This is a genomic window from Sinomonas sp. P47F7 (genome assembly GCF_049332655.1).
In the GTDB taxonomy this organism is placed as follows: Bacteria; Actinomycetota; Actinomycetes; order Actinomycetales; family Micrococcaceae; genus Sinomonas.
In genome coordinates this window covers 2034107-2056691 of the sequence record NZ_CP186327.1, presented here as the reverse complement: position 1 = coordinate 2056691, position 22585 = coordinate 2034107, and the positions used below count along the sequence as shown (strand labels likewise).

General features: G+C 70.8%; 19 protein-coding genes. 3 read left to right on the top strand and 16 right to left on the bottom strand.

From position 1 onward, the window contains the following. The first annotated feature begins 1 nt into the window (after position 1). Positions 2-2161, top strand: coding sequence for a 3-hydroxyacyl-CoA dehydrogenase NAD-binding domain-containing protein (locus ACOKR1_RS09630; protein WP_422936420.1), 2160 nt, complete (start codon positions 2-4; stop codon positions 2159-2161). Between the two features lie 168 nt (positions 2162-2329). On the opposite strand, the gene ACOKR1_RS09625 is transcribed toward ACOKR1_RS09630, so the two are convergent. The 13 genes from ACOKR1_RS09625 to ACOKR1_RS09565 form a co-directional block, all read right to left on the bottom strand. Next, complete coding sequence (locus ACOKR1_RS09625) at positions 2330-2944, bottom strand: hypothetical protein (RefSeq protein ID WP_422936419.1); 615 nt, start codon at positions 2942-2944, stop codon at positions 2330-2332. Between the two features lie 77 nt (positions 2945-3021). Further along, positions 3022-4533, bottom strand: a complete 1512-nt coding sequence (locus ACOKR1_RS09620) for an ABC transporter ATP-binding protein (RefSeq protein ID WP_422936418.1) — start codon at positions 4531-4533, stop codon at positions 3022-3024. Beyond that, positions 4530-5210 carry an energy-coupling factor transporter transmembrane component T gene (locus ACOKR1_RS09615; RefSeq protein ID WP_422936417.1) on the bottom strand — a complete coding sequence of 227 codons (681 nt, stop codon included), beginning with the start codon at positions 5208-5210 and terminating at the stop codon, positions 4530-4532. The genes ACOKR1_RS09620 and ACOKR1_RS09615 overlap by 4 nt, the downstream gene beginning before the upstream one ends. 157 nt (positions 5211-5367) lie before the next feature. Further along, positions 5368-6204: an ECF transporter S component gene (locus ACOKR1_RS09610; protein WP_422936416.1), complete on the bottom strand. Its 837-nt coding sequence runs from the start codon at positions 6202-6204 to the stop codon at positions 5368-5370. A gap of 112 nt (positions 6205-6316) precedes the next feature. Next, positions 6317-7327 carry a nucleoside hydrolase gene (locus tag ACOKR1_RS09605; RefSeq protein WP_422936595.1) on the bottom strand — a complete coding sequence of 337 codons (1011 nt, stop codon included), beginning with the start codon at positions 7325-7327 and terminating at the stop codon, positions 6317-6319. 79 nt (positions 7328-7406) lie between these two features. After that, entirely contained in the window at positions 7407-8384 is a 978-nt protein-coding gene (locus ACOKR1_RS09600) for an aldo/keto reductase (RefSeq protein WP_422936415.1), read from the bottom strand. Positions 8385-8426: 42 nt separating this feature from the next. Beyond that, complete coding sequence (locus tag ACOKR1_RS09595; RefSeq protein WP_422936414.1) at positions 8427-8984, bottom strand: hypothetical protein; 558 nt, start codon at positions 8982-8984, stop codon at positions 8427-8429. Next, complete coding sequence (locus ACOKR1_RS09590) at positions 8981-9550, bottom strand: DUF402 domain-containing protein (RefSeq protein ID WP_422936594.1); 570 nt, start codon at positions 9548-9550, stop codon at positions 8981-8983. Before ACOKR1_RS09590 ends, ACOKR1_RS09595 begins: the two co-directional genes overlap by 4 nt. 59 nt (positions 9551-9609) lie before the next feature. Further along, positions 9610-11592, bottom strand: coding sequence for a 1-deoxy-D-xylulose-5-phosphate synthase (dxs, locus tag ACOKR1_RS09585; RefSeq protein ID WP_422936413.1), 1983 nt, complete (start codon positions 11590-11592; stop codon positions 9610-9612). Positions 11593-11747: 155 nt separating this feature from the next. Then, the gene (locus ACOKR1_RS09580; protein ID WP_422936412.1) at positions 11748-14597 is read right to left on the bottom strand and encodes an aconitate hydratase; all 2850 of its coding nucleotides are present in this window, start codon (positions 14595-14597) and stop codon (positions 11748-11750) included. Positions 14598-14865: 268 nt separating this feature from the next. Continuing rightward, positions 14866-15714, bottom strand: a complete 849-nt coding sequence (locus ACOKR1_RS09575; protein ID WP_422936411.1) for a DUF559 domain-containing protein — start codon at positions 15712-15714, stop codon at positions 14866-14868. 257 nt (positions 15715-15971) lie between these two features. Further along, positions 15972-17303, bottom strand: a complete 1332-nt coding sequence (locus ACOKR1_RS09570; protein WP_422936410.1) for a class I SAM-dependent RNA methyltransferase — start codon at positions 17301-17303, stop codon at positions 15972-15974. After that, positions 17300-19273 carry an APC family permease gene (locus ACOKR1_RS09565; RefSeq protein ID WP_422936409.1) on the bottom strand — a complete coding sequence of 658 codons (1974 nt, stop codon included), beginning with the start codon at positions 19271-19273 and terminating at the stop codon, positions 17300-17302. Before ACOKR1_RS09565 ends, ACOKR1_RS09570 begins: the two co-directional genes overlap by 4 nt. A 90-nt stretch (positions 19274-19363) precedes the next feature. On the opposite strand from ACOKR1_RS09565, the gene ACOKR1_RS09560 reads away from it, so the two are divergent. Further along, on the top strand, positions 19364-20038 hold the full coding sequence (locus tag ACOKR1_RS09560; RefSeq protein ID WP_422936408.1) for a potassium channel family protein: 675 nt from the start codon (positions 19364-19366) through the stop codon (positions 20036-20038). Then, complete coding sequence (locus ACOKR1_RS09555; protein WP_422936407.1) at positions 20035-20754, top strand: potassium channel family protein; 720 nt, start codon at positions 20035-20037, stop codon at positions 20752-20754. The genes ACOKR1_RS09560 and ACOKR1_RS09555 overlap by 4 nt, the downstream gene beginning before the upstream one ends. A 27-nt stretch (positions 20755-20781) precedes the next feature. Here the strand turns inward: ACOKR1_RS09555 and ACOKR1_RS09550 are convergent, their stop codons facing one another. The 3 genes from ACOKR1_RS09550 to ACOKR1_RS09540 are packed head-to-tail and all read right to left on the bottom strand — an operon-like array spanning position 20782 to position 22538. Next, the gene (locus tag ACOKR1_RS09550) at positions 20782-21510 is read right to left on the bottom strand and encodes a DUF3159 domain-containing protein (protein ID WP_422936406.1); all 729 of its coding nucleotides are present in this window, start codon (positions 21508-21510) and stop codon (positions 20782-20784) included. Between the two features lies 1 nt (position 21511). Continuing rightward, entirely contained in the window at positions 21512-21829 is a 318-nt protein-coding gene (locus ACOKR1_RS09545; RefSeq protein WP_422936405.1) for a hypothetical protein, read from the bottom strand. Continuing rightward, on the bottom strand, positions 21822-22538 hold the full coding sequence (locus tag ACOKR1_RS09540; protein WP_415854986.1) for a DUF3710 domain-containing protein: 717 nt from the start codon (positions 22536-22538) through the stop codon (positions 21822-21824). Before ACOKR1_RS09540 ends, ACOKR1_RS09545 begins: the two co-directional genes overlap by 8 nt. Between the last annotated feature and the right edge of the window lie 47 nt (positions 22539-22585).

Sequence of the window (22585 nt, the reverse complement as noted above, 5' to 3'; positions counted from 1 at the left end):
CGTGACCGCCTCTGCTTTCGACCAGTTTGCCGACCTCGCCGCCGAGGTCCCCAGCGAGATCGTCACCCACTCGCTCGTCAAGGACGTGGTCCTTCCCGGGCCCGCCGGCGGGCGCGGCCGGTCCTCTCTGAAGATTGCCCTCCTCACGCTCGACAACGGGCTCGACCACTCGAAGCCCACGACGCTCGGGCCGAACACGCTCATCGAGCTCGGGCGCACACTCGAGGCACTGCGCGAGCGCGCCGCGGCCGGTGAGATCCAGGCCGTGGCCGTGACCGGGAAGCCGTACTTCCTCGTCGCGGGCGCCGACCTGACGACCGTGAAGCAGCTGCGCAAGCCCGAGCATGGGGCGCAGATGGCCCGGCTCGGCCATGCCGCCTACGACCTCCTCGCGGACCTCGGCGTTCCGACGTTCGCGTTCATCAACGGCGTGGCGCTCGGCGGCGGTCTCGAGATCGCCCTCGCCTGCACGTACCGGACGGTCTCGACCGGCGCGAACGGCTTGGGCCTCCCCGAGGCGTTCATTGGTCTCGTGCCCGGCTGGGGCGGCGTGTACCGGCTCCCGCGACTCACGGGACCCGAGGCGGCGCTCAAGATCATGATCGAGAACCCGCTCAGCAACAACCGCACGATCGGCGGCAAGGAGGCATTCTCGGTCGGCATCGCGGACGCCCTGTTCGAGCCGGCCGACTTCCTCGAGCAGTCCCTCGCGTGGGCGGGCAACGTGCTCTCGGGGCGCACCGCCGTCGGCCGTCCGAACGCCGTCGATCCCTCCGCGGACGCCGCTGTCGCGGAGCGCTGGGATGCCGCGGCAAAGGCGGCGCGCGCCCTCGTCGCCGCTAAGACCGGCGACGCCGCGCCCGCCCCCGGCAAGGTGCTCGACGTGTTCGAAGCCGGCAAGCTTGCGACGCAGAAGGAATCTGCCGAGCTCGAGGTCGAGGCGCTCACGTACCTCATGCAGACTCCGGAGTTCCGCGACACGGTCTACGCGTTCCTCGACCTCGTGCAGAGGCGCGGCAAGCGGCCGGCAGGCGCGCCGGACGCGAAGCTCGCGCGTCCCGTGACCAAGGTCGGCGTGGTCGGGGCGGGCCTCATGGCGAGCCAGCTCGCGCTCGTGTTCGCGCGCCAGCTCAAGGTGCCGGTTGTGCTGACCGACATCGACGAGGCGCGCGTGGACAAGGGCGTCGCGTACGTCCACGGTGAGATCGAGAAGCTCCTCGCGAAGGGGCGCCTCTCACCCGGCGCCGCGAACCGGACGAAGGCACTCGTGACAGGCTCCGTGTCCAAGGCGGCGTTCGCCGATGCGGACTTCGTCATCGAGGCGGTCTTCGAGGAGCTCACGGTCAAGAAGCAGGTGTTCGCCGAAGTCGAGGCCGTCGTCTCGCCCGAGTGCATCCTCGCGACCAACACGTCATCCCTCTCGGTCACGGCGATGGCTGAGGGGCTCGAGCACCCAGAGCGGGTGGTGGGGTTCCACTTCTTCAACCCGGTCGCGGTCATGCCGCTCGTCGAGGTCGTGCGCGCGCCCGAGACGGACGAGGCCGTGCTCGCCACGGCGTTCGTGCTCGCGAAGTCGCTCAAGAAGACGGCGGTGCTCGTCAAGGACGCCGCCGCGTTCGTCGTCAACCGTGTCCTGCTCCGCCTCATGGGTGAGGTCACGGCGACGTTCGACGAGGGCACGCCGGCCGAGGTCGCCGACACCGCCCTCAAGCCGATGGGCCTGCCGATGACGCCGTTCACGCTCGCGGCGATGGTCGGGCTGCCGGTCGCTCAGCACGTCGCCGAATCGCTGCACTCGGCGTTCGGCGACCGCTTCCACGTCTCGGCCAACCAGCAGAAGCTCATCGACGCCGGCATCAAGGGCCTGTGGGCCCCGACCGCCGACGGTGGGCACGAGATCCCCGCGGCAACGCTCGAGCTCCTGAGCTTCGGCGACGCGCCGTCGACCGCGGAGCAGGTCCTCACGCGCTGCGAGGACGCGCTCGCCGAGGAGATCGGCCTGCTGCTCTCCGAGGGGGTCGTGGCGGGGCCGGAGGACGTCGACCTGTGCATGATCCTCGGCGCGGGCTGGCCCATGCACCTGGGCGGGATCACGCCGTACCTGGACCGCGTCGGGGCGTCCGAGCGTGTGACGGGAAGGAAGTTCCACGCCGGCTCCTGAGTGACCAGGGACCCCACAAGCTCAGGGACGGGACCCCACAACGTTGCGGGGTCCCGTCCGGCCCGTTGCGGGGTCCCGTCCGGCCCGTTGCGGGGTCCCGTCCGGCCCGTTGCGGGGTCCCGTCCGGCCCGTTGCGGGGTCCCGTCCGGCCCGTTGCGGGGTCCTCGGTCAGGACTCGCCGAAGCCCTCGCGGAGGAACTCGCCCATGCGCGGATTGAGCCCGGCTAGCGCCTCCGGCTCGTCCCGGCACCCGAATAGGAGCGCGCCGCCCCACGAGCTGCGCACGATCGCCCCGCGGTGCGCCCAGTGCATCGCAACCCGCATCCCGCCTGCCACGACGTCCAGCCGCTCCGCAAGCACAGTGCGGCCCTCGAGCAGGTCGATGTCCTCGGCCGGTCGACGCCGGATCTCGGCGGGTGCCGCGGGACGCTCGGGCTGTGCCTCGTCCACGCGCAGAAAACTCGCGCTCCGCTCGGCAGAGCCTGCCAGACGGGACAGCAGCAGGTAATCTCCGCTCGCGGGCAGCGTGTCGACCCCAAGGCCAGCCTCAACGCGATCTGCGGCGGCATGCAGGCCTCCGGGCTCCTGGCGGTAGCGGAGCCGGCTCCACGTCTCCCGGCTGCCTGAGAGCCAGATCCGAGACTCCGAGGCGAGGGGCGCGCCGACACCGTCGTCGAACGCAATGCGGGTGGTCAAGAGCTCGCCGTCGAACCGACGGAGTACCGCGCCGCGCCGAACGCCAGCCACCCAGAAGCTTTCCCACAGCTCCCACGCCGACTCCACAGTTCCTCCTGACGGCCGCCCACCGGCAGTGGCCTCAGCGTTCGACCTTACCGGACCGGCACGGGCTCACGCGCGGCTCACGCGTCCGCGAACCGCCCGCTCTCGAGGGCGAGGACGCGATGCGCTCGCCGCCGGGCCCACGCGCGGTCGTGCGTCGAGAGGACGACGGCGGAACCCGCCCGGGCCGCGTCAGTCACCGCGGCGTCGAGGCGAGCGAGCGCACGCCCGTCGAGACCCACGGTCGGCTCGTCGAGCAGCAGAACCCGCGGACGCCGCGCGAGGACGGTCGCCAAGGCCACGAGTCGCTGGGCGGACGCGGAGAGCTCGTACGGGTGCACATCAGACTGCCGCGCGAGCCCGACGGCGTCGAGAGCCTCAAGCGCACGGTCCCGCGCCGCTTCCCGAGAGAGCCCCAGGGTGGCGAGGCCGAACGAGACCTCGCGGAGCGCCGTCCGCTCGAACAGCTGATCGCGCGGGTCCTGGAACAGCGTCCCGACCGACGCGGCCACGCGGCCCGCCGGCACCCCCGCGATGTCCGCGCCCTCGATCCGGACCGTCCCGGAGAGCGGCCGCGCGAGGCCTGCCAAGTGTCGCAAGGCTGTAGATTTTCCCGCGCCGTTCGGGCCGGTGAGCGCAAGGACCTCGCCAGCGCACGCGGCGAGGCTCGCGCCGTCCAGCACAGGGAGTTGAGACGCGCTGGCACCTCGCGCCGCATAGGCGAACGTCACGCGCTCGAGTTCGGCCAGCGGGACGGCATCCGCAAGCGCACCGCGAGGCACGTGCGGCCCCGAGGACGCCGCCGCCAACGGATCCAAGACGCCCGACGCCGCGAACTCCCCGGACGCAAGGACCTCGGCGGGCGCGCCCACGGCCGCCGCGGTGCCGCCGTCGAGCAGGAGGCACCGGTCCGCGCTCCGCACGAGCCTATCGGCGGCCGCGGCAAACACGACGACCGCCGCCCCGCCCGCACGCAGCCCCGTGACAAGCTCGGCGAGCGCCTCCGCACCGGCGGCGTCAAGGGAGGCGGACGGCTCGTCCAGCACCACGACGTCGGGCCGGCCCACGAGCGCGCAACCGAGCGCGAGACGCCGCTGCTCGCCGCCCGAGAGGCGGCCCGGATGCCGGTCCAGCAGGGCCTCGAGCCCCACGGCGTGCGCCGCGCGAGTAACGGCCTCGCGCATCGCACCGCGAGGGACGCCGCGCTGCTCAAGCGAGAAGGCGAGCTCCTCGCCGACGCTCGCGGCCGCGCCCGTCAGGAGGTCGGCGGGCCGCTGCGGTACGTACGCAACCCGTTCGCCCCACGCCCCGAGGCGCAGGCGCGGGTCGTCGTGGCCCCCCGCGAACTCGAGCCGCCCGCCGTTGCTGCGCGGGCCGGGGGCGAGCTCGAGCGTCCCGTCGAAGCGGGCATGGCCGCCCTGAAGCGCCCATCCCGCAACGACCTTCGCGAGCGTCGACTTCCCACTCCCCGACGCGCCGAGCACCGCGACGAGGGAACCCGGCTCGAGCGCGAGGCGAACGTCCCGGACGGCGGCCGGCCCGGCGTCGTCGTACGCGAAGCGGCGCACGTGCGCCGCCAGGACGGGCGTCATCGCCCGCCGCCGAAGACGCCCACGACGGCCGGCACCACAACGGAGAGGACGACGGCGAGGCTCGCCACGGCGAGAAGCCACCGGAGCGCGCGCTGGGCGCGCGAGTCGGGCTCGTCGGTGTATGAGGTGCGGCGGCCCGGGAGGGCCTGCCCGCGTGCCTCGAGGGCCGCGGCACGCTCCCCGGCCTCGTCGACGAGCTGAAGCACGAGCGGGACCACCTGGAGCCGAGCCGCGACGAATCGCCCGCCCAGGCCCGGCCGCACGACGAGCCCGCGTGCCTCCTGAGCCTCGCGAATCCGCTCGAGCCGCTCAGCGACCGTCGCCGCGAGGCCGAGCGCCGTCGCGAGAACGTATCCGAGCTGAGCGGGGACGCCGCGGCGCACGAGGGCCGCCCGGAGCACAGGCACCTCGACCCACATCGAGAACGCGAGCATGACGACGACGAGCGCGGCCGTGCGGAGCGCGATCTCGCCCGCGTACGTGAGCCCCTCCGCAGTCACGCGGGCCGGTCCGAGGGCCGCGAGCACCGTACGCCCCTCGGGGAAGAAGAGGCCGTGAATGGCGAGCGCCCACAGCGCGAAAGGCACGACGACGACCGACGCCGCCGCAGCGACCTTGCCGACCACCCGGGCGGCCGTGGCGGCGCCCACAGACGCTACGAGGACGGCGACCCACACGCCCCAGTGCGCCCATGCGAGGCACGCGACCGCGCCGGAACCGGCGAGGACGAGGCCCGTGAGCGGGTTGAGGCGCGATCGACGTGCCGCACCGGGAGCGAAGGCACCGCCGTCGGGGGCACCGCCGTCGTCCGCCGCGGGATGGTGCGCGGGATACTCAGGCAGTCGGTGCCGCCTTGCTCTCCGCCGCCTCGGCCGCGCGCTTCGCGCCCGCGAGCACGCGGTGCCTGCGGACGAACTCGAAGCGCTGCGTGCTCCGCCGCGGGAGCGCGTACGCGAGGGCCGCGGCGATGGAGAACGTCACGAGCTTGTCGGGGAGATCCGACGTGAAGGCGCCGGTCGTGACCGACTGGACGAGGCCCTCGCCGGCCGCGCGGAAGAGCGCGATGACGGCCCCGGTGGCGCCGGTCGCGGTTCCGCCGAACACGATGACCGCTATGGGCGCCGCGATGGCCGCGGCGACGAAGCCCGTGACGACCCCCGCGACCGGCACCAGGTAGAAGCGGCGCACGAGCCCCCACCGCGCGGCTAGCCCGGCGAGCGCGCCGATCGCAGCGGCGCCCGCGGCGAACGGGAGGACACTCGGGTTGAAGAACGACCACACGAGGGTACTGAGCAGGCCCGTCGCCGCGCCGGCCGCCGAACCTGCGAGGAAGCCTACGAGCACGGTGCCGATCGAGTCGAGGTAGATCGGCACGAGCGTGCTCCCGACAAACTGGCCGAGCACGATGTTGAGCACGAGGGCCACCGGGATGAGGGCGAGCGTCGTGGTCGGCAGGGTCGGGAGGATGCCTGCGAAGAGCAGCACCATGGCGATCCCAAAGCCCGTCAGCGCCACAAGCGCAGAGGCGGCCGTGGGGCCGTTCGCGACGTCGGCCGGCTGGGACACGATGAGGAACGCATAGGTCGCGACGACGGCCGCGGCGCCGAGGATCGTCAAGGTGATCCGTAGGGGCGAGCGGCGGGGCGCGTCAACCGTGAGCTGATGTGACATGGTGGTGTCCTTTTGGTGGTGAGAGGGCCCGCTGTATGGGTCCTCGGGGCTGCGGACCGGTTCCGCCTCATGTCACCTCGGCGGAGGCCCCTCGTGGGGGCCGGTTGCGAGTCTAGCCGAGCCGCCGCGCGAGCGCTCCGACCGACGAGACGAACTCGGCGAACGCCTCGGCCGGCCGGTTTCCGCTCACGATCCGCGCATTCGGGGGCTCCCCCCACAGCCCGCGATAGTCGGCCACAGTGGTCCCGACGAGCCGCGCCGCCTCGGTCTCAACGTGCACGCTCGCGCTCCGGGTCGCGAAGCGAGCGGTGCCGGCGGCAACGCTCGCCGCGAAGTAGTCGTGGACGTGGGCCACGTAGCCCTGGTCGTAGAGCCGGTGGAACTCGAAGTAGAAGCGCAGCATGTCGCTCACGTGCCGGACAAGGCGGTTCGACGCACGGCTGCGCAGTCCCTCTGCGTCGCCCGGGAGCACGAGCTCGGGCACGGCGCAGCCCGCCGCGGCGGCGAGCTCCGCGAGGTGCTCGGGGTGCATCTCGATGCGCTCGGTGGTCTCGAGCGCGCACACGATGGGGAGCCGGGTCTCGGGCAGACCGGCCAACGCCGCGAAGACCTCGGCCGCCGCGTGGGGGTCCACGTGCATGTTCCACTCGGCCGTCGGGGTCGTGTTGCCCTGGTAGAAGAACGAGCCGCCCATGATCACGACGCCCTTGAGCAGCTCCGGGAGCCGTGGCTCGGCGCGAAGCGCTCGCGCGAAGTTGGTCAGGGGCGCCGTGAGGAGGGCCGTGAGTTCGCCCGGGCGCGAGCGCGCGGCGTCGATCCAGAGGTCGACGGCGTCCCTCCGCTCGGGCGCGCGCCGCGCCGGCGGCAGCTCGGCGTAGCCGACGCCCTGCGGCCCGTGGGTCTCCGGTGTCGTCACGAGCGGGACCCGGAGCGGCGCCAGCGCCCCCACGGCTACCGGGACGTCCGCCCGCCCGCACAGCTCGAGGAGAGCGAGGTTGTTGCGCGCCACCTGGTCCGCGTCCACGTTGCCGGGCGTGCTCGTCACCGCGACGAGCTCGACGTGCGGCTGGCTGCACAGGTAGATGAGCGCGAGCGCGTCGTCGACGCCCGTGTCGCAATCCATGAGGAGCGACACGGGCTCCCGACGAGGCTCGTGCTCGACGGGCCTCGACGCAGGGTTCAGGAAGGTCGCCACGGCCCGATCAGAAGAGCGCGACCTTGGGCGTCCGCGGGAAGATCTCGTCGAGCTCGGCGAGGTCCTCGGCGCTCGGCTGCCACGAGGCGGCCTCGGCGTTCTCGCGGATCTGCTCGGGCCGCGTCGCCCCCGCGATGACGCTCGCGACGGACGGCTGGGCGGCGAGCCACGAGAACGCGACCTGGAGCTCCGTGAGGCCGCGCTCCTCGGCGAACGCCGAGAAGCGGTCCAGCTGGTCCCAGTCGGCGTCGTGGACGAGGTTGGTGCGCGAGTGCGAAAGGCGCGAGCCCTCGGGCGCGGTCCCTCGCGAATACTTGCCCGTGAGCAGGCCGTTCGCGAGCGGGAAGTACGGAAGGACGCCGAGCCCGTAGGCCTCGGCCGCCTCCGTGACCTCAAGCTCGGCGCGGCGGTCAAGGAGGTTGTAGTGGTTCTGGCTCGAAACGAACGGCGTGTAGCCGCCCATCCGAGCCACGAACTCGGCCTCGGCGATCTGCCAGCCGCTCCGGTTCGAGTGGCCCACGTAGCGGACCTTGCCCTCGTGCACGAGGTCGTCGAGCGCCGAGAGCGTCTCCTCGATGGGCGTGCTCGGGTCCGGGGTGTGGAACTGGTAGAGGTCGATCCAGTCCGTGTCGAGGCGACGGAGCGAGGCCTCGATGGCCTGGCGGATGTAGCGCCGCGAGCCGCGGGCACCGAAGTCGTTCCCGTTGGCACCGTGCATGTCCATGCCGAACTTGGTCGCCACCACGACGTCGTCACGGCGGCCCTTGAGCGCGCGGCCGAGCATCTCCTCGCTCAGCCCCGGGGTCCGGCCGTAGACGTCGGCGACGTCGAAGAGCGTGATCCCCGCGTCGATCGCGGCGTGGATCACGGCGTCGGTCCCTTCCTGGGACTCCGTGGGGGTGTTCGCGCGGCCGAGGTTGTTGCACCCGAGGCCGACGGTGGACACGGTCAGGCCGGAACGGCCCAGACGGCGGTAGTCAGTCATACGGCCAGCCTACTCGCGCGGGCGTGGCCGAACAGATGGGCGTCAGAGCGTGAAGCTCCGAACGCCCGACGGCGCGTGCTTGAGCTTGAACTCGTCCGGCGCCTCGGGCGCGGCGACGGCGATCGAGAGCTTCGTGAAGTCGCTCGTCGCCTCGCGCACGCACGTCTTGACGGCCGCGACGGCCCTGTTCACGTCAACGCAGCGCGTGAAGATCGTGAGCCGTCCGCGGCCGATCTCGCTCCCCTCGACTGTCCCCAGGCCCCGCCAGGCAAGGTGTGCCGCGAGGGCCCCGACGGCCTGACGCTCGAGGAAGCGGTCGCGCTCGGTCCCGTCCTGCGACTTGAGCGCGAACTGGGCGACGACGCGGTGCTGCTCCGCCTCGGGGATCTCCGCGAAGCCGTCTTCTGCGCACTGGGCAGCGAAGGCGGCGAGGAGCTCCTCGCTCGCGGCAGCGTCGACGTCGTCCGTGGCGTTCGACGTCGAGAGGTGACCAACGGGGCCGTGGTTGACCACGAATTGGGCGGCCTCGTCGTCGTGCCACGCCTCGCGGAACTCGAGGGTGCCATCGTCGCGGCGGCGGTAGGCGCGCAGGAAGCTCATGCTTGGTCCTCTCTCGTGGCCGCGCGGCCGCGGGCCAGCCATTCGTCGGCGACACCGCCGAACGGCCCCGTGCCCTCGCGCACGGCGGCGAACAGACGCTCGCATTCGTCCCGGACGGCGCCCACGAGCCATCCCGGGTAGACCATGCTCGTGCCGTGCTCCTCGAACTCGTCCTGGTCGTCGACGAAGACGCCGCGGGAGGCGGAACGGATCACGTCGAGGTCCATGTCGATCATGTGGAACTCGACGGCGCCGGGCCCGCTGGCCGACGCCGCGCGGATGCGGCTCCAGGCGAGGTCCCACGCAAGATCCACGTAGACGCGGAAGTCGCCCGGATTGGCCTCGTCGTAGAACGTCGCCGCGTACCCTCCGTCGCGCGGGACGAGCAGTACGGCGTCCGCGAGCGTGTGGAGCGCCATCCCCGGGCGCGAGATGAACTCGCCGCGGCCCTGGTAGATCCACCAGCCGTGTTCGTCCTCGCCGAGGGCGACCCCCGGCACGACCCAGTGCGGGCCGCCGTCCCACTTGCGGTTGCGGGCGACGACGAGGTCCCCCGGGCGCGGCAGGTCTGCCGCAGTCGGGACGACTGTCCGGCTCGGGACCGGCCGGGCGGACGCGGGCTGGCTCACAGCTGTGGGAGGCTTCCCGTGCGCGGAGCGGTCTGGCCGGGAAGCGGGCGCGCGAACGGAACCTTCGTGCCGAGGACCTGGGCGACGATGTCGTGGGTGACCTGCTGCGCCGTAAGGCCCACGCGCGCGAGCACCTCGGAGCGCGTGCCGTGGTCGAGGAACTCGACGGGAAGCCCCACCTCGTTGAGCGCCGTGTCAACGTTCGCCGCGCGCATTTCCTGGCGGATCCGCGAGCCGACGCCTCCCGCGCGGACGCCGTCCTCGAGGCACACGACGATGCGGTGGTCGGCCGCGAGGCGGATGACGCTCATCGGCACGGGGAGGACCCAGCGCGGGTCGATGACCGTCGAGTTGATGCCCTGGCGGTCGAGGCGTTCGGCGATGTCGAGCGCGAGGTCGCTCATGGCCCCCACCGCCACGAGCAGGACGTCGGCCCCGGCCTGCCCGGGCGTGCGCGTACCCGTGCGGCGCAGCACGTCCACGCCGTCGTCGAGCCGCTGAACAGCCTCGGTCTCCCGGCCCACGCTGCCCTTCGAGAACCGCACGACCGTGGGCGCGTCGGAGACGGCGACCGCCTCGCGGAGCTCCTCGCGCAGGCGGGTCGCGTCCCGCGGCGCCGCAAGGTGGAGTCCCGGCACGCTCTGGACGAGCGCCATGTCCCACTGGCCGTGATGGCTCGCGCCGTCCGGTCCGGTGACGCCCGCGCGGTCGAGAACGATCGTGACGCCAGCCTTGTGGAGCGCGACGTCCATGAGGAGCTGGTCGTACGCACGGTTGAGGAACGTCGAATACACGGCGACGACCGGGTGCAGGCCGCCGAAGGCCATCCCCGCCGCGCTCGTGACAGCGTGCTGCTCCGCGATGCCGACGTCGAAGACACGGTCAGGGTGACGCGCGGCGAACTTGTGCAGGCCTACGGGGATGAGCATCGCGCCCGTGATCCCCACGACGTCGGGCCGCTCGTCGGCGATCGCGGCGATCTCGTCCGCGAACACGCTCGTCCACGACGCCGCGCCGCCCGAGGTCATGGGCTCCCCGGTCACAGGGTCGATCACGCCGACGGCGTGGAACTGATCCTCCTCGTTCGCGCGCGCGGGGGCGTAGCCGCGGCCTTTCTCGGTGATCGCGTGGACGATCACTGGCCCGGCGAAATGCTTGGCTGTGGTGAGTGCGTTCTCGAGCGCCCGCTCGTCGTGTCCGTCCACGGGGCCGATGTACTTCATGCCCAGGTCCTCGAACATGCCCTGCGGCGCCCACCAGTCCTTGACGCCCTTCTTCGCGGCGTGCAGGCCCTTGTATGCGAAGCGGCCGGCGGGACCGCCCGACTGGAGGCGCTTCTTCCAGAACGCGAGCGCGCCCTCGTACGCGGGCGCGGCGCGCACGGCGTCGATCGCGGGGCGCAGCGACGCGAGATAGTCAGCGAGGCCACCCACCGTGGGGGCATACGAGCGGCCGTTGTCGTTGACCACTATCACGACCCGACGGTCCTTGTCCGCCGCGATATTGTTGAGCGCCTCCCACGCCATGCCGCCCGTGAGGGCGCCGTCGCCCACCACGACGACCGTGTAGCGGTCGCCCTGGCCCGTGAGCTTGCGGGCCTTCGAGATGCCGTCGGCCCATGAGAGGGACGAGGACGCGTGCGAGGACTCGACGATGTCGTGCTCGCTCTCGGCACGCGAGGGGTAGCCCGAGAGCCCGCCCTGCTGGCGCAGCGTCGAGAAATCCTGGCGCCCCGTGACCAGCTTGTGGACGTACGACTGGTGCCCCGTGTCGAACACAATGCTGTCGCGGGGCGAGTCGAAGACGCGGTGGATCGCGAGCGTCAGCTCGACGACCCCGAGGTTCGGGCCCAGATGTCCCCCGGTCTGAGCAACGTTGCGGATGAGGAATCGACGGATCTCTTCTGCCAGATCCGTCAGCTCCCGGGAGGTGAGGCGGTCGAGGTCTTGTGGTCCCCGGATGCTCTCCAGAATGCCCAACGGCGGCTCCTTGCTCGAAACGTGCTCAACCCACTGTAGCGCCTTGCCCCTGCGGGCCTCGGATCGGGCCGTGACGCGCAAGGGCCCCCACCGAGGCGGTGGGGGCCCTTGCATGCGGCCTGGCCGGCGTGCCCGGCTAGCCCAGCACTGACGCGCTACTTCGAGGAGATCTGGCGCAGAACGTACTGGAGGATGCCGCCGTTGCGGTAGTAGTCAGCCTCACCGGGCGTGTCGATGCGGACGACGGCGTCGAAGGACTTCGCGCTGCCGTCCTCCGCCGTCGCGGTCACCTTGACCGTCTTCGGCGTCGTGCCCTCGTTGAGCTGCGTGATGCCCTCGAAGGAGAACACCTCGTTGCCCGTGAGGCCGATCGTCGCGGCAGACTCGCCGGCGGGGAACTGGAGCGGAAGGACGCCCATGCCGATGAGGTTCGAGCGGTGGATGCGCTCGTAGCTCTCGGCGATGACGGCCTTGACGCCCAAGAGCGCCGTGCCCTTCGCGGCCCAGTCGCGGGACGAACCGGAGCCGTACTCCTTGCCCGCGAGGACCACGAGCGGCGTGCCGGCCGCCTGGTAGTTCATCGCGGCGTCGTAGACGTACGCCTGCGGTGCGCCGTCCTGCGTGAAGTCCTTCGTGAACCCGCCCTCGACGCCGTCGAGGAGCTGGTTCTTGATGCGGATGTTCGCGAAGGTGCCGCGGATCATGACCTCGTGGTTGCCGCGCCGCGAGCCGTAGGAGTTGAAGTCCTTGCGCTCGACGCCGTGGGCGAGGAGGTACTGGCCCGCGGGGGTCTCCGACTTGAACGAGCCGGCCGGCGAGATGTGATCGGTCGTGACGGAGTCGCCGAGCTTGAGCAGCACGCGTGCGCCGTCGATGTCCGAGACGGCGTCCGGGTGCGCCTTCATGCCCTCGAAGTACGGGGGCTTGCGGACGTACGTGGAGTCATCGCTCCACTCGAACGTCGAGCCGGTCGGCGTCGGGAGGGACTTCCAGCGCTCGTCGCCGTCGAAGATCGTCGCGTAGGACTTCGTGAACATGTCCTGGTCGATCGAGGCGTCCATGACCTGCTGGACCTCGGTCGGGTTCGGCCAGATGTCCTTGAGGAACACGTCGCTTCCGTCCGCATCCTGGCCGAGGGGCTCCGTGTCGAAGTCGAAGTCCATCGTGCCGGCCAGGGCGTACGCGATGACGAGCGGCGGGGACGCGAGGTAGTTCATCTTCACGTCCGGGTTGATGCGGCCCTCGAAGTTGCGGTTGCCCGAGAGGACCGACGTCACCGAGAGGTCGTTGGCCTGGACGGCCTCGGAGATCTCGGTCTCGAGCGGACCCGAGTTGCCGATGCAGGTCGTGCAGCCGTAGCCCACCGTGTAGAAGCCGAGCTTCTCGAGATACGGGACGAGCCCCGACTTCTCGTAGTAGTCGGTGACAACCTTCGAGCCCGGCGCGACCGAGGTCTTGACCCACGGCTTGGACGCGAGGCCCTTCTCGACGGCGTTGCGCGCGAGGATCGCGGCCGCGAGCATGACGGACGGGTTCGAGGTGTTGGTGCACGACGTGATCGACGAGATCGTCACGGCACCGTGGTCGAGCTCGAACTCGCGGCCGTCCGCCATCCTGACGTGCGTGGGCTTTGACGTGCGCCCGAACGCGCCGCTCGCCGCGGACTCGAGCGGATTGGACAGCCGGGCGGTCTCGTGGACGTGGCTGTCGGCCTGAGTCGTGGACGGGGCGTCCGAGGCCGGGAACGACTCGTCGATCGTCTCGTCGACCGTGCCGTCCTCGACGTGGCCGTCGCCGATCTCGACGTAGTTGTGCAGGTCCTTGCGGAACTGCTGCTTCGCGTCGGCGAGCTCGATGCGGTCCTGCGGGCGCTTCGGGCCGGAAATCGACGGGACCACCGTCGAGAGGTCGAGCTCGAGGTACTCGGAGAAGCGCGGCTCGTGGGCCGCATCGTGCCAGAGGCCCTGCTCCTTCGTGTACGCCTCGACGAGCGCGAGGTTCTCCTCGGAGCGGCCCGTGAGGCGCAGATAGTCGAGGGTCACCTGGTCGATCGGGAAGATCGCGGCGGTCGAGCCGAACTCGGGGCTCATGTTGCCGATCGTCGCGCGGTTCGCGAGCGGGACTGCGGCGACGCCCTCGCCGTAGAACTCGACGAACTTGCCCACCACGCCGTGCTTGCGCAGCATTTCGGTGATCGTGAGGACGACGTCGGTTGCGGTCGCGCCGGCGGGGATCGAGCCGGAGAGCTTGAAGCCCACCACGCGCGGGATGAGCATCGAGACGGGCTGGCCGAGCATCGCGGCCTCGGCCTCGATGCCGCCCACGCCCCAGCCGAGGACGCCGAGGCCGTTGACCATGGTCGTGTGCGAGTCAGTGCCCACGAGCGTGTCGGGGTAGGCGCGCAGCACCTTGCCCGCAGGGGTCTCGACCTCGCGGGTCATGATCGTGCGGGCCAGGTACTCGATGTTGACCTGGTGCACGATGCCCATGCCCGGCGGGACGACCTTGAAGTCCTCGAAAGCCGTCTGGCCCCACCGGAGGAACTGGTACCGCTCGCCGTTGCGCTGGTACTCGATCTCCATGTTCCGCTCGATCGCGCCCGCATTGCCGAACACGTCGATCTGGACGGAGTGGTCGATGACGAGCTCGGCCGGTGCGAGCGGGTTGACGCGCTCGGGGTCACCGCCGAGGTCCTTGATGGCCTCGCGCATCGTGGCGAGGTCAACGACGCACGGAACACCCGTGAAGTCCTGCATGATGACGCGGGCCGGCGTGAACTGGATCTCCGTGCTCGGCTGGGCGTTCTGGTCCCAGCCGGCCAGGGCGCGCACGTGATCGGCCGTGATGTTGGCACCGTCCTCGGTGCGGAGCAGGTTCTCGAGCAGAACCTTGAGGCTGAACGGGAGGGACTCCGAGCCCTCCACCGCGCTCAGTCGGAAAATTTCGTAATCGGTGCCACCGACGTTCAGTACGCCCTTGGATCCGAAGCTGTCCACAGTGCTCAATGCACCACTCCTCTCGCAACACTGCCATCTTTGCCGCGCGGAAGTGACGTTGCTAGTTAGGTAAGCCTTAACTAGCTTGCATCGTGCGCGGACTGGCTCCCTGCGCCAGGGCCCATCCTAGTTCGGCGTGCCCTGCATGAGCAGAGCGACCGTCACATGCGCTCCAGTCCGGTTCTTCTGAGGCGGATAACGCGTCCGTCCAGACGCGCCGCGCGCTCAACCGATCGGGGAGAATCAACCGGACGGGAAGGCGGGTCCGCCCGCATCCTCAGCGCACGACGCGCCCGGTGAGGGCCGCTCGAACCTCGGCAACGATCCGCTCGGGCTCCCTCCACACGGTTTCGGGGACGTACCGGAGGCACAGGTAGCCCAGCAAGGTCGCCGCATTGTTCCGCGACCGGTCTCGGCGCACGGACGCCCGGTCGCGGTGATACGCCACCCCATCGATCTCGACAATGAGGAACCCGGCAATGAGGAAGTCCACGCGACCGACTCCCGGCACGAAGGCCTGGGGTTCAACGTCCACGCCTAATTCGCGTGCTATCTCCACGAGCAGGAGGAGGGTCTCGGCCTCCGGCAGCGACTCGACACGAGGATCGGCCCGGCGAAGCGTGGCAAGGGCCTGGCCGGATTTGCGTGCCAGGAGGTCCTCCTCGAGGAGCTCAATCCGAAGGCCGTGCGCCCTGACGGCCGATGCAACAAGCGGAACGGCCCCGTTGACGGGGAGGCAGCGGAGGGCGTGGAAGACGACGTCCTCGACGGCCGCCAAAGGGAGGGTGTGGTGTGGGGGGTACCGGAGGCCCCGATGGAAGACCGGGGTCGCGGGGCCCGAAGTCCCGCGCAGGTATCCGTGGGGACAACCGAGATGAACCTGCAGCGGAGCGTCGAGGAGCCAGAGGCCGTAGTCCCGCGCAGCCGACGCGCAGCTGACTACCCCGTTGTGCATGATCGCCGCGAGGTAATCCCGCCGACAGTCGGGCGTCGCGTAGACACCTCGCTTTGGTCTCGCAACGTGCCTGGAGAGGAAGGCCAAGTCGCCCCGCCCGAGCCCAGCGTCACGGAGCGTCTTGGCCCGAGCGACACCGCCGAACGACTGCAGGAGCTGAAGAGGGTCCATCCCCCAAGCAGTTCACGTCATCCACGGCCGCGGGGAAGCTGGCCGGCCCATGTGGACAACACGCCCATTCCGCCTCTCGGGGAGGGCTATTCCGGCCTGCCGGCGCGCCCGATCCTGTCCGGTTCACGGGCCCCGGAGCCGTGTTCCGGCGGGACACGCCGCGTCTCGACCGGTCGAGGAGAATCAACCGGACAGGGGCGCGCGGGACGGCTCGGACGCGGGGCACGCTGCGGCGCGGGCCGGAGGTCAGGCGAGGCTCAGCGGCCAGGCCTCAGGAGCCCAACAGTTTCGACGTGGTGCGTGTGCGGGTACAGGTCGAACGCGCGCAGCCACTCGAGAGTCCACCCGGCCTCGCGGAACCAGCCGAGGTCCCGAGCGAAGGACGCGGGATCACACGCCACATAGGCAAGCCCGCGTGGCGCGGCCGCCACGAGCTGCCGCACCGCTTCGCGGCCGGCCCCCGCGCGGGGCGGGTCGAGGACGACTGCGTCGAACTGCTCCCCAGCCCGCTGCCGCAAGACCCGTTCGACCCGTCCCTGGACGACGTCGACTTGCCGCTGCCGCTTGAACGTCCGCCGGGCGTCCCGGCTCGTCCCGGGCGAGCCCTCAACCGAGAGGACTGAACCGGAGTCGCCGACGATCGACGCGAGCGGTGCCGTGAACAGTCCGGCCCCCGCGTAGAGATCGGCAGCCGAACCGCCGTCGCCCAGCACGGGCCGCACCGCATCGAGGACGGCGCCCATGAGCGTCTCAGGGGCGCGGCGGTGGATCTGCCAGAAGCCCTCTCCCGTGACGGTGTAGTGGAATCCTCCGGCCTCCTCGGCGACGGAGCCGCGCCCGCGGAGGGTCAGCGGCGCCCCACCCGTCGGGTCGACGACGCTCACGGACGCCTCGCCGTCGATCGCATCGAGCAGTTCTCGCAGTCGCGCCGACGGGACGTCCTCCGACAGTGTGAGCACCACGAGCGGCGCGGTTCCGGCTGCAGGCGCCGCGACCTCGACGCGCGCGACGCCCGTGAGATCGGCGTCCCACAGGCCGAGCTGGCCGATCGGAGGCACGGCGAGGGGCATGTCACTCACGGGGACGGTCGCCTCGGATCGATGGGCGTGCATCGCGAGGTGCCCTGAGGCGTCCACGGCGAAGCTGCACCGCGTGCGCCAGTGGAGGCCGTCGTCGTCTGCGCCCTCGGTGCCGGGACCGCCGACGGGGACGGCTTCGACGTCGACCTCGAGCTCGAGGTGCGCGAGCCGCGACAGCTGCTCGCGCACCACGGCGCCCTTGAGCCGGCGCTGCTCGGCGAGCTCGATGTGGCCGAACTCGGCACCGCCCACGGGGAGCGTCCCCGCGGCGTAGGCGGCAGGGGCGTCGGCGGGCCCCCAAAAGTGCGGCCGCCGCGCGGGCGAGGGCTCGAGCACCTCGACGACGTCGGCACGCCAGAAACGCTTCCCCTCTTCGGACTCGGTGAGCCGGGCGCGAACGAGCTCGCCGGGAATGCCATGCCGGACGAAGATCACGCGCCCCTCGTGCCGGGCCACTGTGTGCCCGCCGTGGGCGATCGGGCCGAGCCTGAGTTCAAGTGCTCCGCTCACAGCTCCTGCAGCTTCCGCGCGTCCTCAGAAGACTTGAGCTGCCACGGGACGCTCGCGACCATGACGCCGGGCTCGAAGTGCAAGCGCGCCTTGATGCGCAGCGCTGTCTGGTTGTGCACGAGCTGCTCCCACCACTTTCCGACCACGTACTCCGGGATGTAGACGACGATCAGATCTCGCGGCGACTCACGGCGCATCCCGTTGATGTAATCGAGGAGCGGGGTCACGGTCTCGCGATAGGGGCTCGCAAGCACCGTGAGCGGCACCGGGATGTCGAGCGTCTCCCAGTCTGCGACGGTCTGCGCGGTCTCCTCGGGGCTGATGTCCACGGTCACGGCGTCGAGCCGCGAGGGCCGGGACGCCCGAGCGTACGCGAGCGCCCGCAGCACGGGCTTGCGCACGTGTGAGACGAGGAGGACGGCGTGCACTCGGCTCGGCAGGGCACGCGCCGAGGCGTCATCGCCGACCGCGAGCTCGCGCGCCACGTTGTCATAGTGCCTGCGGATGCTCCACATGGTGAGGAAGAGGACGAACATCGCGAGGATCGCGATCCATGCCCCGTGCTCGAACTTCGTGATCAGCACGATGACGAGCACGGTTGCCGTCATGCCGAAGCCGATCGAGTTGACCACGCGCGAGCGGATGATGCGCTGACGCGTCGAGCGGTCCTTGACCCGCTTCAGCTCGCGGGTCCAGTGCCGGATCATGCCGAGCTGGCTCGACGTGAACGAAACGAACACGCCCACGATGTAGAGCTGGATGAGCTTCGTGACATCCGCGTCGAACGCGATGATGAGCACGAGGGCGCCCGCCGCGAGGGCGAGCACGCCGTTGCTGAAGGCGAGCCGGTCACCTCGCGTGCGCAGCTGCCGCGGCAGATAGCCGTCCTGCGCGAGGATCGACGCGAGGATCGGGAAGCCATTGAATGCCGTGTTGGACGCGAACACGAGGATGACGCCCGTTGCGGCGACGACGATGTAGAAGGCGACGCTGCCGCTGCCGAAGACCGCGTCGGCGATCTGGCCGATGGCTGGGGTCTGGACGTAGTCCGTGGGAAGCGGGTGGCCGTTCCGCAGGAGCTCAGCGGCGGGATCCTGCGCGAGGTGGACGTGCGTCGCGTTCGCGAGGAACAGGATGCCCGCGAGCATTCCGGCCGCGACGACGCCGAGAAGGAGGAGCGTCTTCGCCGCGTTCGCGCTCTTGGGCGGCCGGAAGTTCGGCACGCCGTTGCTGATGGCCTCGACGCCGGTGAGGGCCGCGGCGCCCGAGGAGAACGCGCGCAGCAGGAGGAAGCCGCCCGCGAGTCCCACGAGCCCCTGGTTGAACTCCGAGGACGGCACGATCTGGAACTCCGAGCTCGCAGCGGGGTGCAGGTTGCCCGTGAGGAACTGAACGAGGCCAACGAGCGTCATGCCGATGATCGAGACCATGAAGATGTACGTCGGCGCCGCGAAGACTGTGCCCGCCTCCTTCACGCCGCGCAGATTGACGAGCGCGAGGACCAGGACGCCGACCACGGCGATGGCTGACTGCTGCCCCTCGAACGCGGGGATCGCCGTCGTGAGATAGTTCGCCGCCGAAGACATCGACACGGCGACCGTGAGCACGTAGTCGACGAGGAGGGCCGAGGCGACGGTGAGCCCCGCGAACCGGCCCAGGTTCGTGGTCGCGATCTCGTAGTCGCCGCCGCCGGACGGGTATGCGTGGACGTTCTGGCGGTATGACGCGACGACCGTGAGCAGGACGAGCATGACGGCGATGCCCACCCACGGCGAAAGAGCGACGGCGCCGACGCCCGCCAGGGCGAGGGTGAGGAGGATCTCGTCCGGCGCGTACGCGACCGAGGAGAGCGCGTCCGAGGCGAAGATCGGCAGCGCGATCCGCTTAGGCAGGAGCGTGTGGCTCAACCTGTCGTTGCGGAACGGACGCCCGACGAGCACCCGTTTGACCGCGTTGAGTATCTGCAGCACTCTGACACGGTATGCGCTCAGCGCGGCATGTCATAGTCCGTCCCCCGCGCCGCGTCCCGCGGGCCTCCTCAGATTCGGTAGATTGGGCCTGTGGCTCATTACGTGATCATGGGGTGTGGGCGCGTCGGCGTGTCCCTCGCCCACACGCTCGAAGACTCGGGCCACTCGGTGGCCATCATCGATCAGGACGATCGCGCCTTCCGGCGCCTCCGCCGCACGTTCGGAGGTCGGAAGGTCACGGGGATCGGCTTCGACCGGGAGACGATGCGGCAGGCCGGCATCGAGGAGGCGTACGCCTTCGCGGCTGTCTCGAGCGGCGACAACTCGAACATCCTTGCGACGCGCGTTGCCCGCGAGACGTTCCACGTGCCGCACGTCGTGGCGCGCATCTACGACCCCGGGCGCGCCGAGATCTACCAGCGCCTCGGAATTCCGACCGTCGCCGCCGTCCGGTGGAGCGCCGATCAGGTGCTGCGTCGCATCCTCCCCGAGGCAGGCATCGCGGGTGATTTCCGGGACGCCTCGGGGCGACTCGTCCTCACCGAGGTGGACCTCGACCCTGCATGGCTCGGCCACCCGGTGGCGGCCATCGAGAAAGCCGCGCCCGTGCGCGTCGCGTACCTCACGCGCTTCGGCGAGGGCATCCTGCCGGCCCCCGGGACGAGCTACCAGGAGGGCGACACGGTCCACGTCATGATGCGCCTCAACGACTCGTCAGAAGTGGCCCGCCTGCTCGCGGCGCCGCCCGCCAAGGAGGGCATGTGAAGGTCATCATCGCCGGCGCCGGGAGCGTCGGCTCGTCGATCGCGCGTGAGCTCCTCGCGCACCGGCACGAGGTGCTCCTCATCGATCCCAAGCCCGAGGTGATCGGGCGTAGCGGCCTCCGCGGCGCGAAGTGGCTCATCGGCGACGCGTGCGAGCTCTCGACGCTCAAGGAGGCCAAGGTCGACGAGGCGGACGTCGTCGTGTCGGCGACCGGCGATGACAAGGTGAATCTCGTGGTGTCCCTCCTCGCCAAGACCGAGTTCGGCGTGGGGCGCACGGTGGGGCGCGTCAACAACCCCAAGAACGACTGGATGTTCGACGGTTCGTGGGGCGTCGACGTCGCCGTCAACACTCCGCGGCTCATGACGGCGCTCGTCGAGGAGGCTGTCGAAATCGGCGACGTCGTGCGCCTGCTCACGCTCCAGACGGGTGTGGCCTCGCTCGTCGAGTTCACCGTCCCGCAGCACTCCGACCTCATCGGCCGAACGGTCGGCCAGATCCAATGGCCCGCGGACGCGACGCTCGTGGCGATCCTGAGGGACCAGGCGCCCATCACGCCGAGCGTCGACGACGTCGTGGACCACCGCGACGAGCTGTTCTTCGTCACGACGATCGCGGCCGAGGACGAGCTGCGCGCGCTGCTCGCCCCGGGAACCGAAGAGGACGCGGACGAGCTGCGCTCCGACGAGGGCGAGGACGACGGCTTCGACGGTTGACGTCGCGGGTACGCCGACGACGCGCGGTCAGGCCCGCGCGTCGTCCGCTCGCTCGGCGCCAGGGAGCGGGCGCGAGACGAGCCACGCGAGCCAGATTCCCAGCGCGTAGAGGGGCACGCCGAGGATGAGGCGCATCGCGCCGAGGGCGACGACGCCTGCGTCGCCCATGAGGTAGAGCGGTACCTCGACGACAAGGCGCAGCGCGAGGACGGCGACCATGATCCACGTGCCGAGTCGGTACTGCCGCGCGCGCTGCGGATCCTGGCGCCAGTGCACGCCCTCGTTGCGCAGGAAGCCAAAGACCACACCCATGAGCGGCCAGCGCACCGCCACGGAGACGGCCAGCGCGACGATATACGCGGCGTTCGTGATGAAGCCCGTGATGTAGAAGTCCTGCGCCTTGCCCGTGAACAGGGCGAGCGCCGCGGACACCGCGATGCCGACGACGCCCGCAAACGCCTGGGTGGGCGTCGTGCGGCTCGCGAGGCGCACCACGACGAACACCGCCGCGACGACGATCGCGAGCACGATCGGCAGGACGAGCTCGCGGACGATCGTGAACGCGACGAGGAACACGAGGCCCGGGAGGATGCTCTCGAGCACGCCACGGATCCCGCCCGCGCTCCGCAGGACGTCGATCCGACCGTCGTCGTGCCGGTGGAGGCCCGCCTTCGCGGCGTACGCTGCCGCAAGGTCCGCAACTCCGGGTTCGCGCTCGCGCCCTCCCTCGGCGGGGGGCCGGCTCTCGGGTTCCATGTCAGTCCTCCTTGGCAAGGATCTCGTAGCGCGGGTTGTACATGGTGGGTTCGCCGTGCCGCGCGGACAGCATGCCGGAGAACCGCAGGAGCGTGCTTGCCCCGATCCCGGGGATCTGCTGCCGCCCGAGCCAGATGAGCCGGATGGCCGGGCCTCGCCCGGGGCGCGCCGCGTCTGCCGATTCGATGACCGCGCTGAAGCTCGGGGCCTCGGACGGCGAAACGAACGTGACCGAGCGGATGACGCCCTCCCCCGCGACGTACCCCCGAGACGGGAGGTTCGAGAAGTCGAGGGGCGCGGGGACGGGGCTGTCAGCCAAGTTGTGTGATCTCCGGGCCGCGCTCGGGCGACGTCGGGGCGTGCACGCCGTTCTCGGTCTGCTCGGACTGGCCCGGCTCGACCGGGAGCCGGAGGGGAAGGAGTTCGCTCGGCGGGAGCGGGGACTCGCCGCGGTCCACGACGACTGAGCGGAAGAGCTCCTCGAGTTCCTCGGCTGCCGCGCGGTCCATGACCGCGTTGCCGGAGATGACGCCGCGCAGGAACCAGCGCGGCCCGTCGACGCCCATGAAGTGCGCCACGCGGTAGCCGCGGCGGCCGTCCGCGGTCGAGGTGGGTAGCTTGGCGACGAGCTCGGGGCCGAAGCTGCCCTCGACCTCCTCGACGGTGCCGCCCTGGCTCGCGACGGACTGGGCGATCTGGGCGCGGATTTCTCCCCAGAGCCCCTCAGTGCGGGGGGCGGCGAACGCCTGGACTTGGAGGCTCGATCCGTTGAGGTCCATCGTGACCGCGACGACGCGGCGCGTGGCCTCCTCGACCTCGAGGCGGATCTGGAGCCCCTCGACGGGGCGGATGAGGAGCGCACCGAGGTCCACGTAGCCGACCGCCGCGTCCCGCTCGCTCGCGTCGAACGGCCCCTTCGCGGCCCGGCCGTAACCGCTCTTGTCGGGCTCGGGGTTGCGCTCGGCGACACCGAGGACCGAGGGGTCCTCGGCAGTCAGCTTGGCGTTCTTGCCACGTCCGAACAGCACGTCAACAACTCCTTAAGTCAGCCGTCTAGGGCGCAACCGGTTGCGCG

What these genes read in the sequence shown, in the direction of transcription:
- ACOKR1_RS09575 (WP_422936411.1), bottom strand. Translation starts at nt 15,714, where the DNA reads ATGGACCCTCTTCAGCTCCTGCAGTCGTTCGGCGGTGTCGCTCGGGCC.
- ACOKR1_RS09610 (WP_422936416.1), bottom strand. Translation starts at nt 6,204, where the DNA reads ATGTCACATCAGCTCACGGTTGACGCGCCCCGCCGCTCGCCCCTACGG.
- ACOKR1_RS09620 (WP_422936418.1), bottom strand. Translation starts at nt 4,533, where the DNA reads ATGACGCCCGTCCTGGCGGCGCACGTGCGCCGCTTCGCGTACGACGAC.
- ACOKR1_RS09550 (WP_422936406.1), bottom strand. Translation starts at nt 21,510, where the DNA reads ATGGAACCCGAGAGCCGGCCCCCCGCCGAGGGAGGGCGCGAGCGCGAA.
- ACOKR1_RS09605 (WP_422936595.1), bottom strand. Translation starts at nt 7,327, where the DNA reads ATGGATTGCGACACGGGCGTCGACGACGCGCTCGCGCTCATCTACCTG.
- ACOKR1_RS09600 (WP_422936415.1), bottom strand. Translation starts at nt 8,384, where the DNA reads ATGACTGACTACCGCCGTCTGGGCCGTTCCGGCCTGACCGTGTCCACC.
- ACOKR1_RS09595 (WP_422936414.1), bottom strand. Translation starts at nt 8,984, where the DNA reads ATGAGCTTCCTGCGCGCCTACCGCCGCCGCGACGATGGCACCCTCGAG.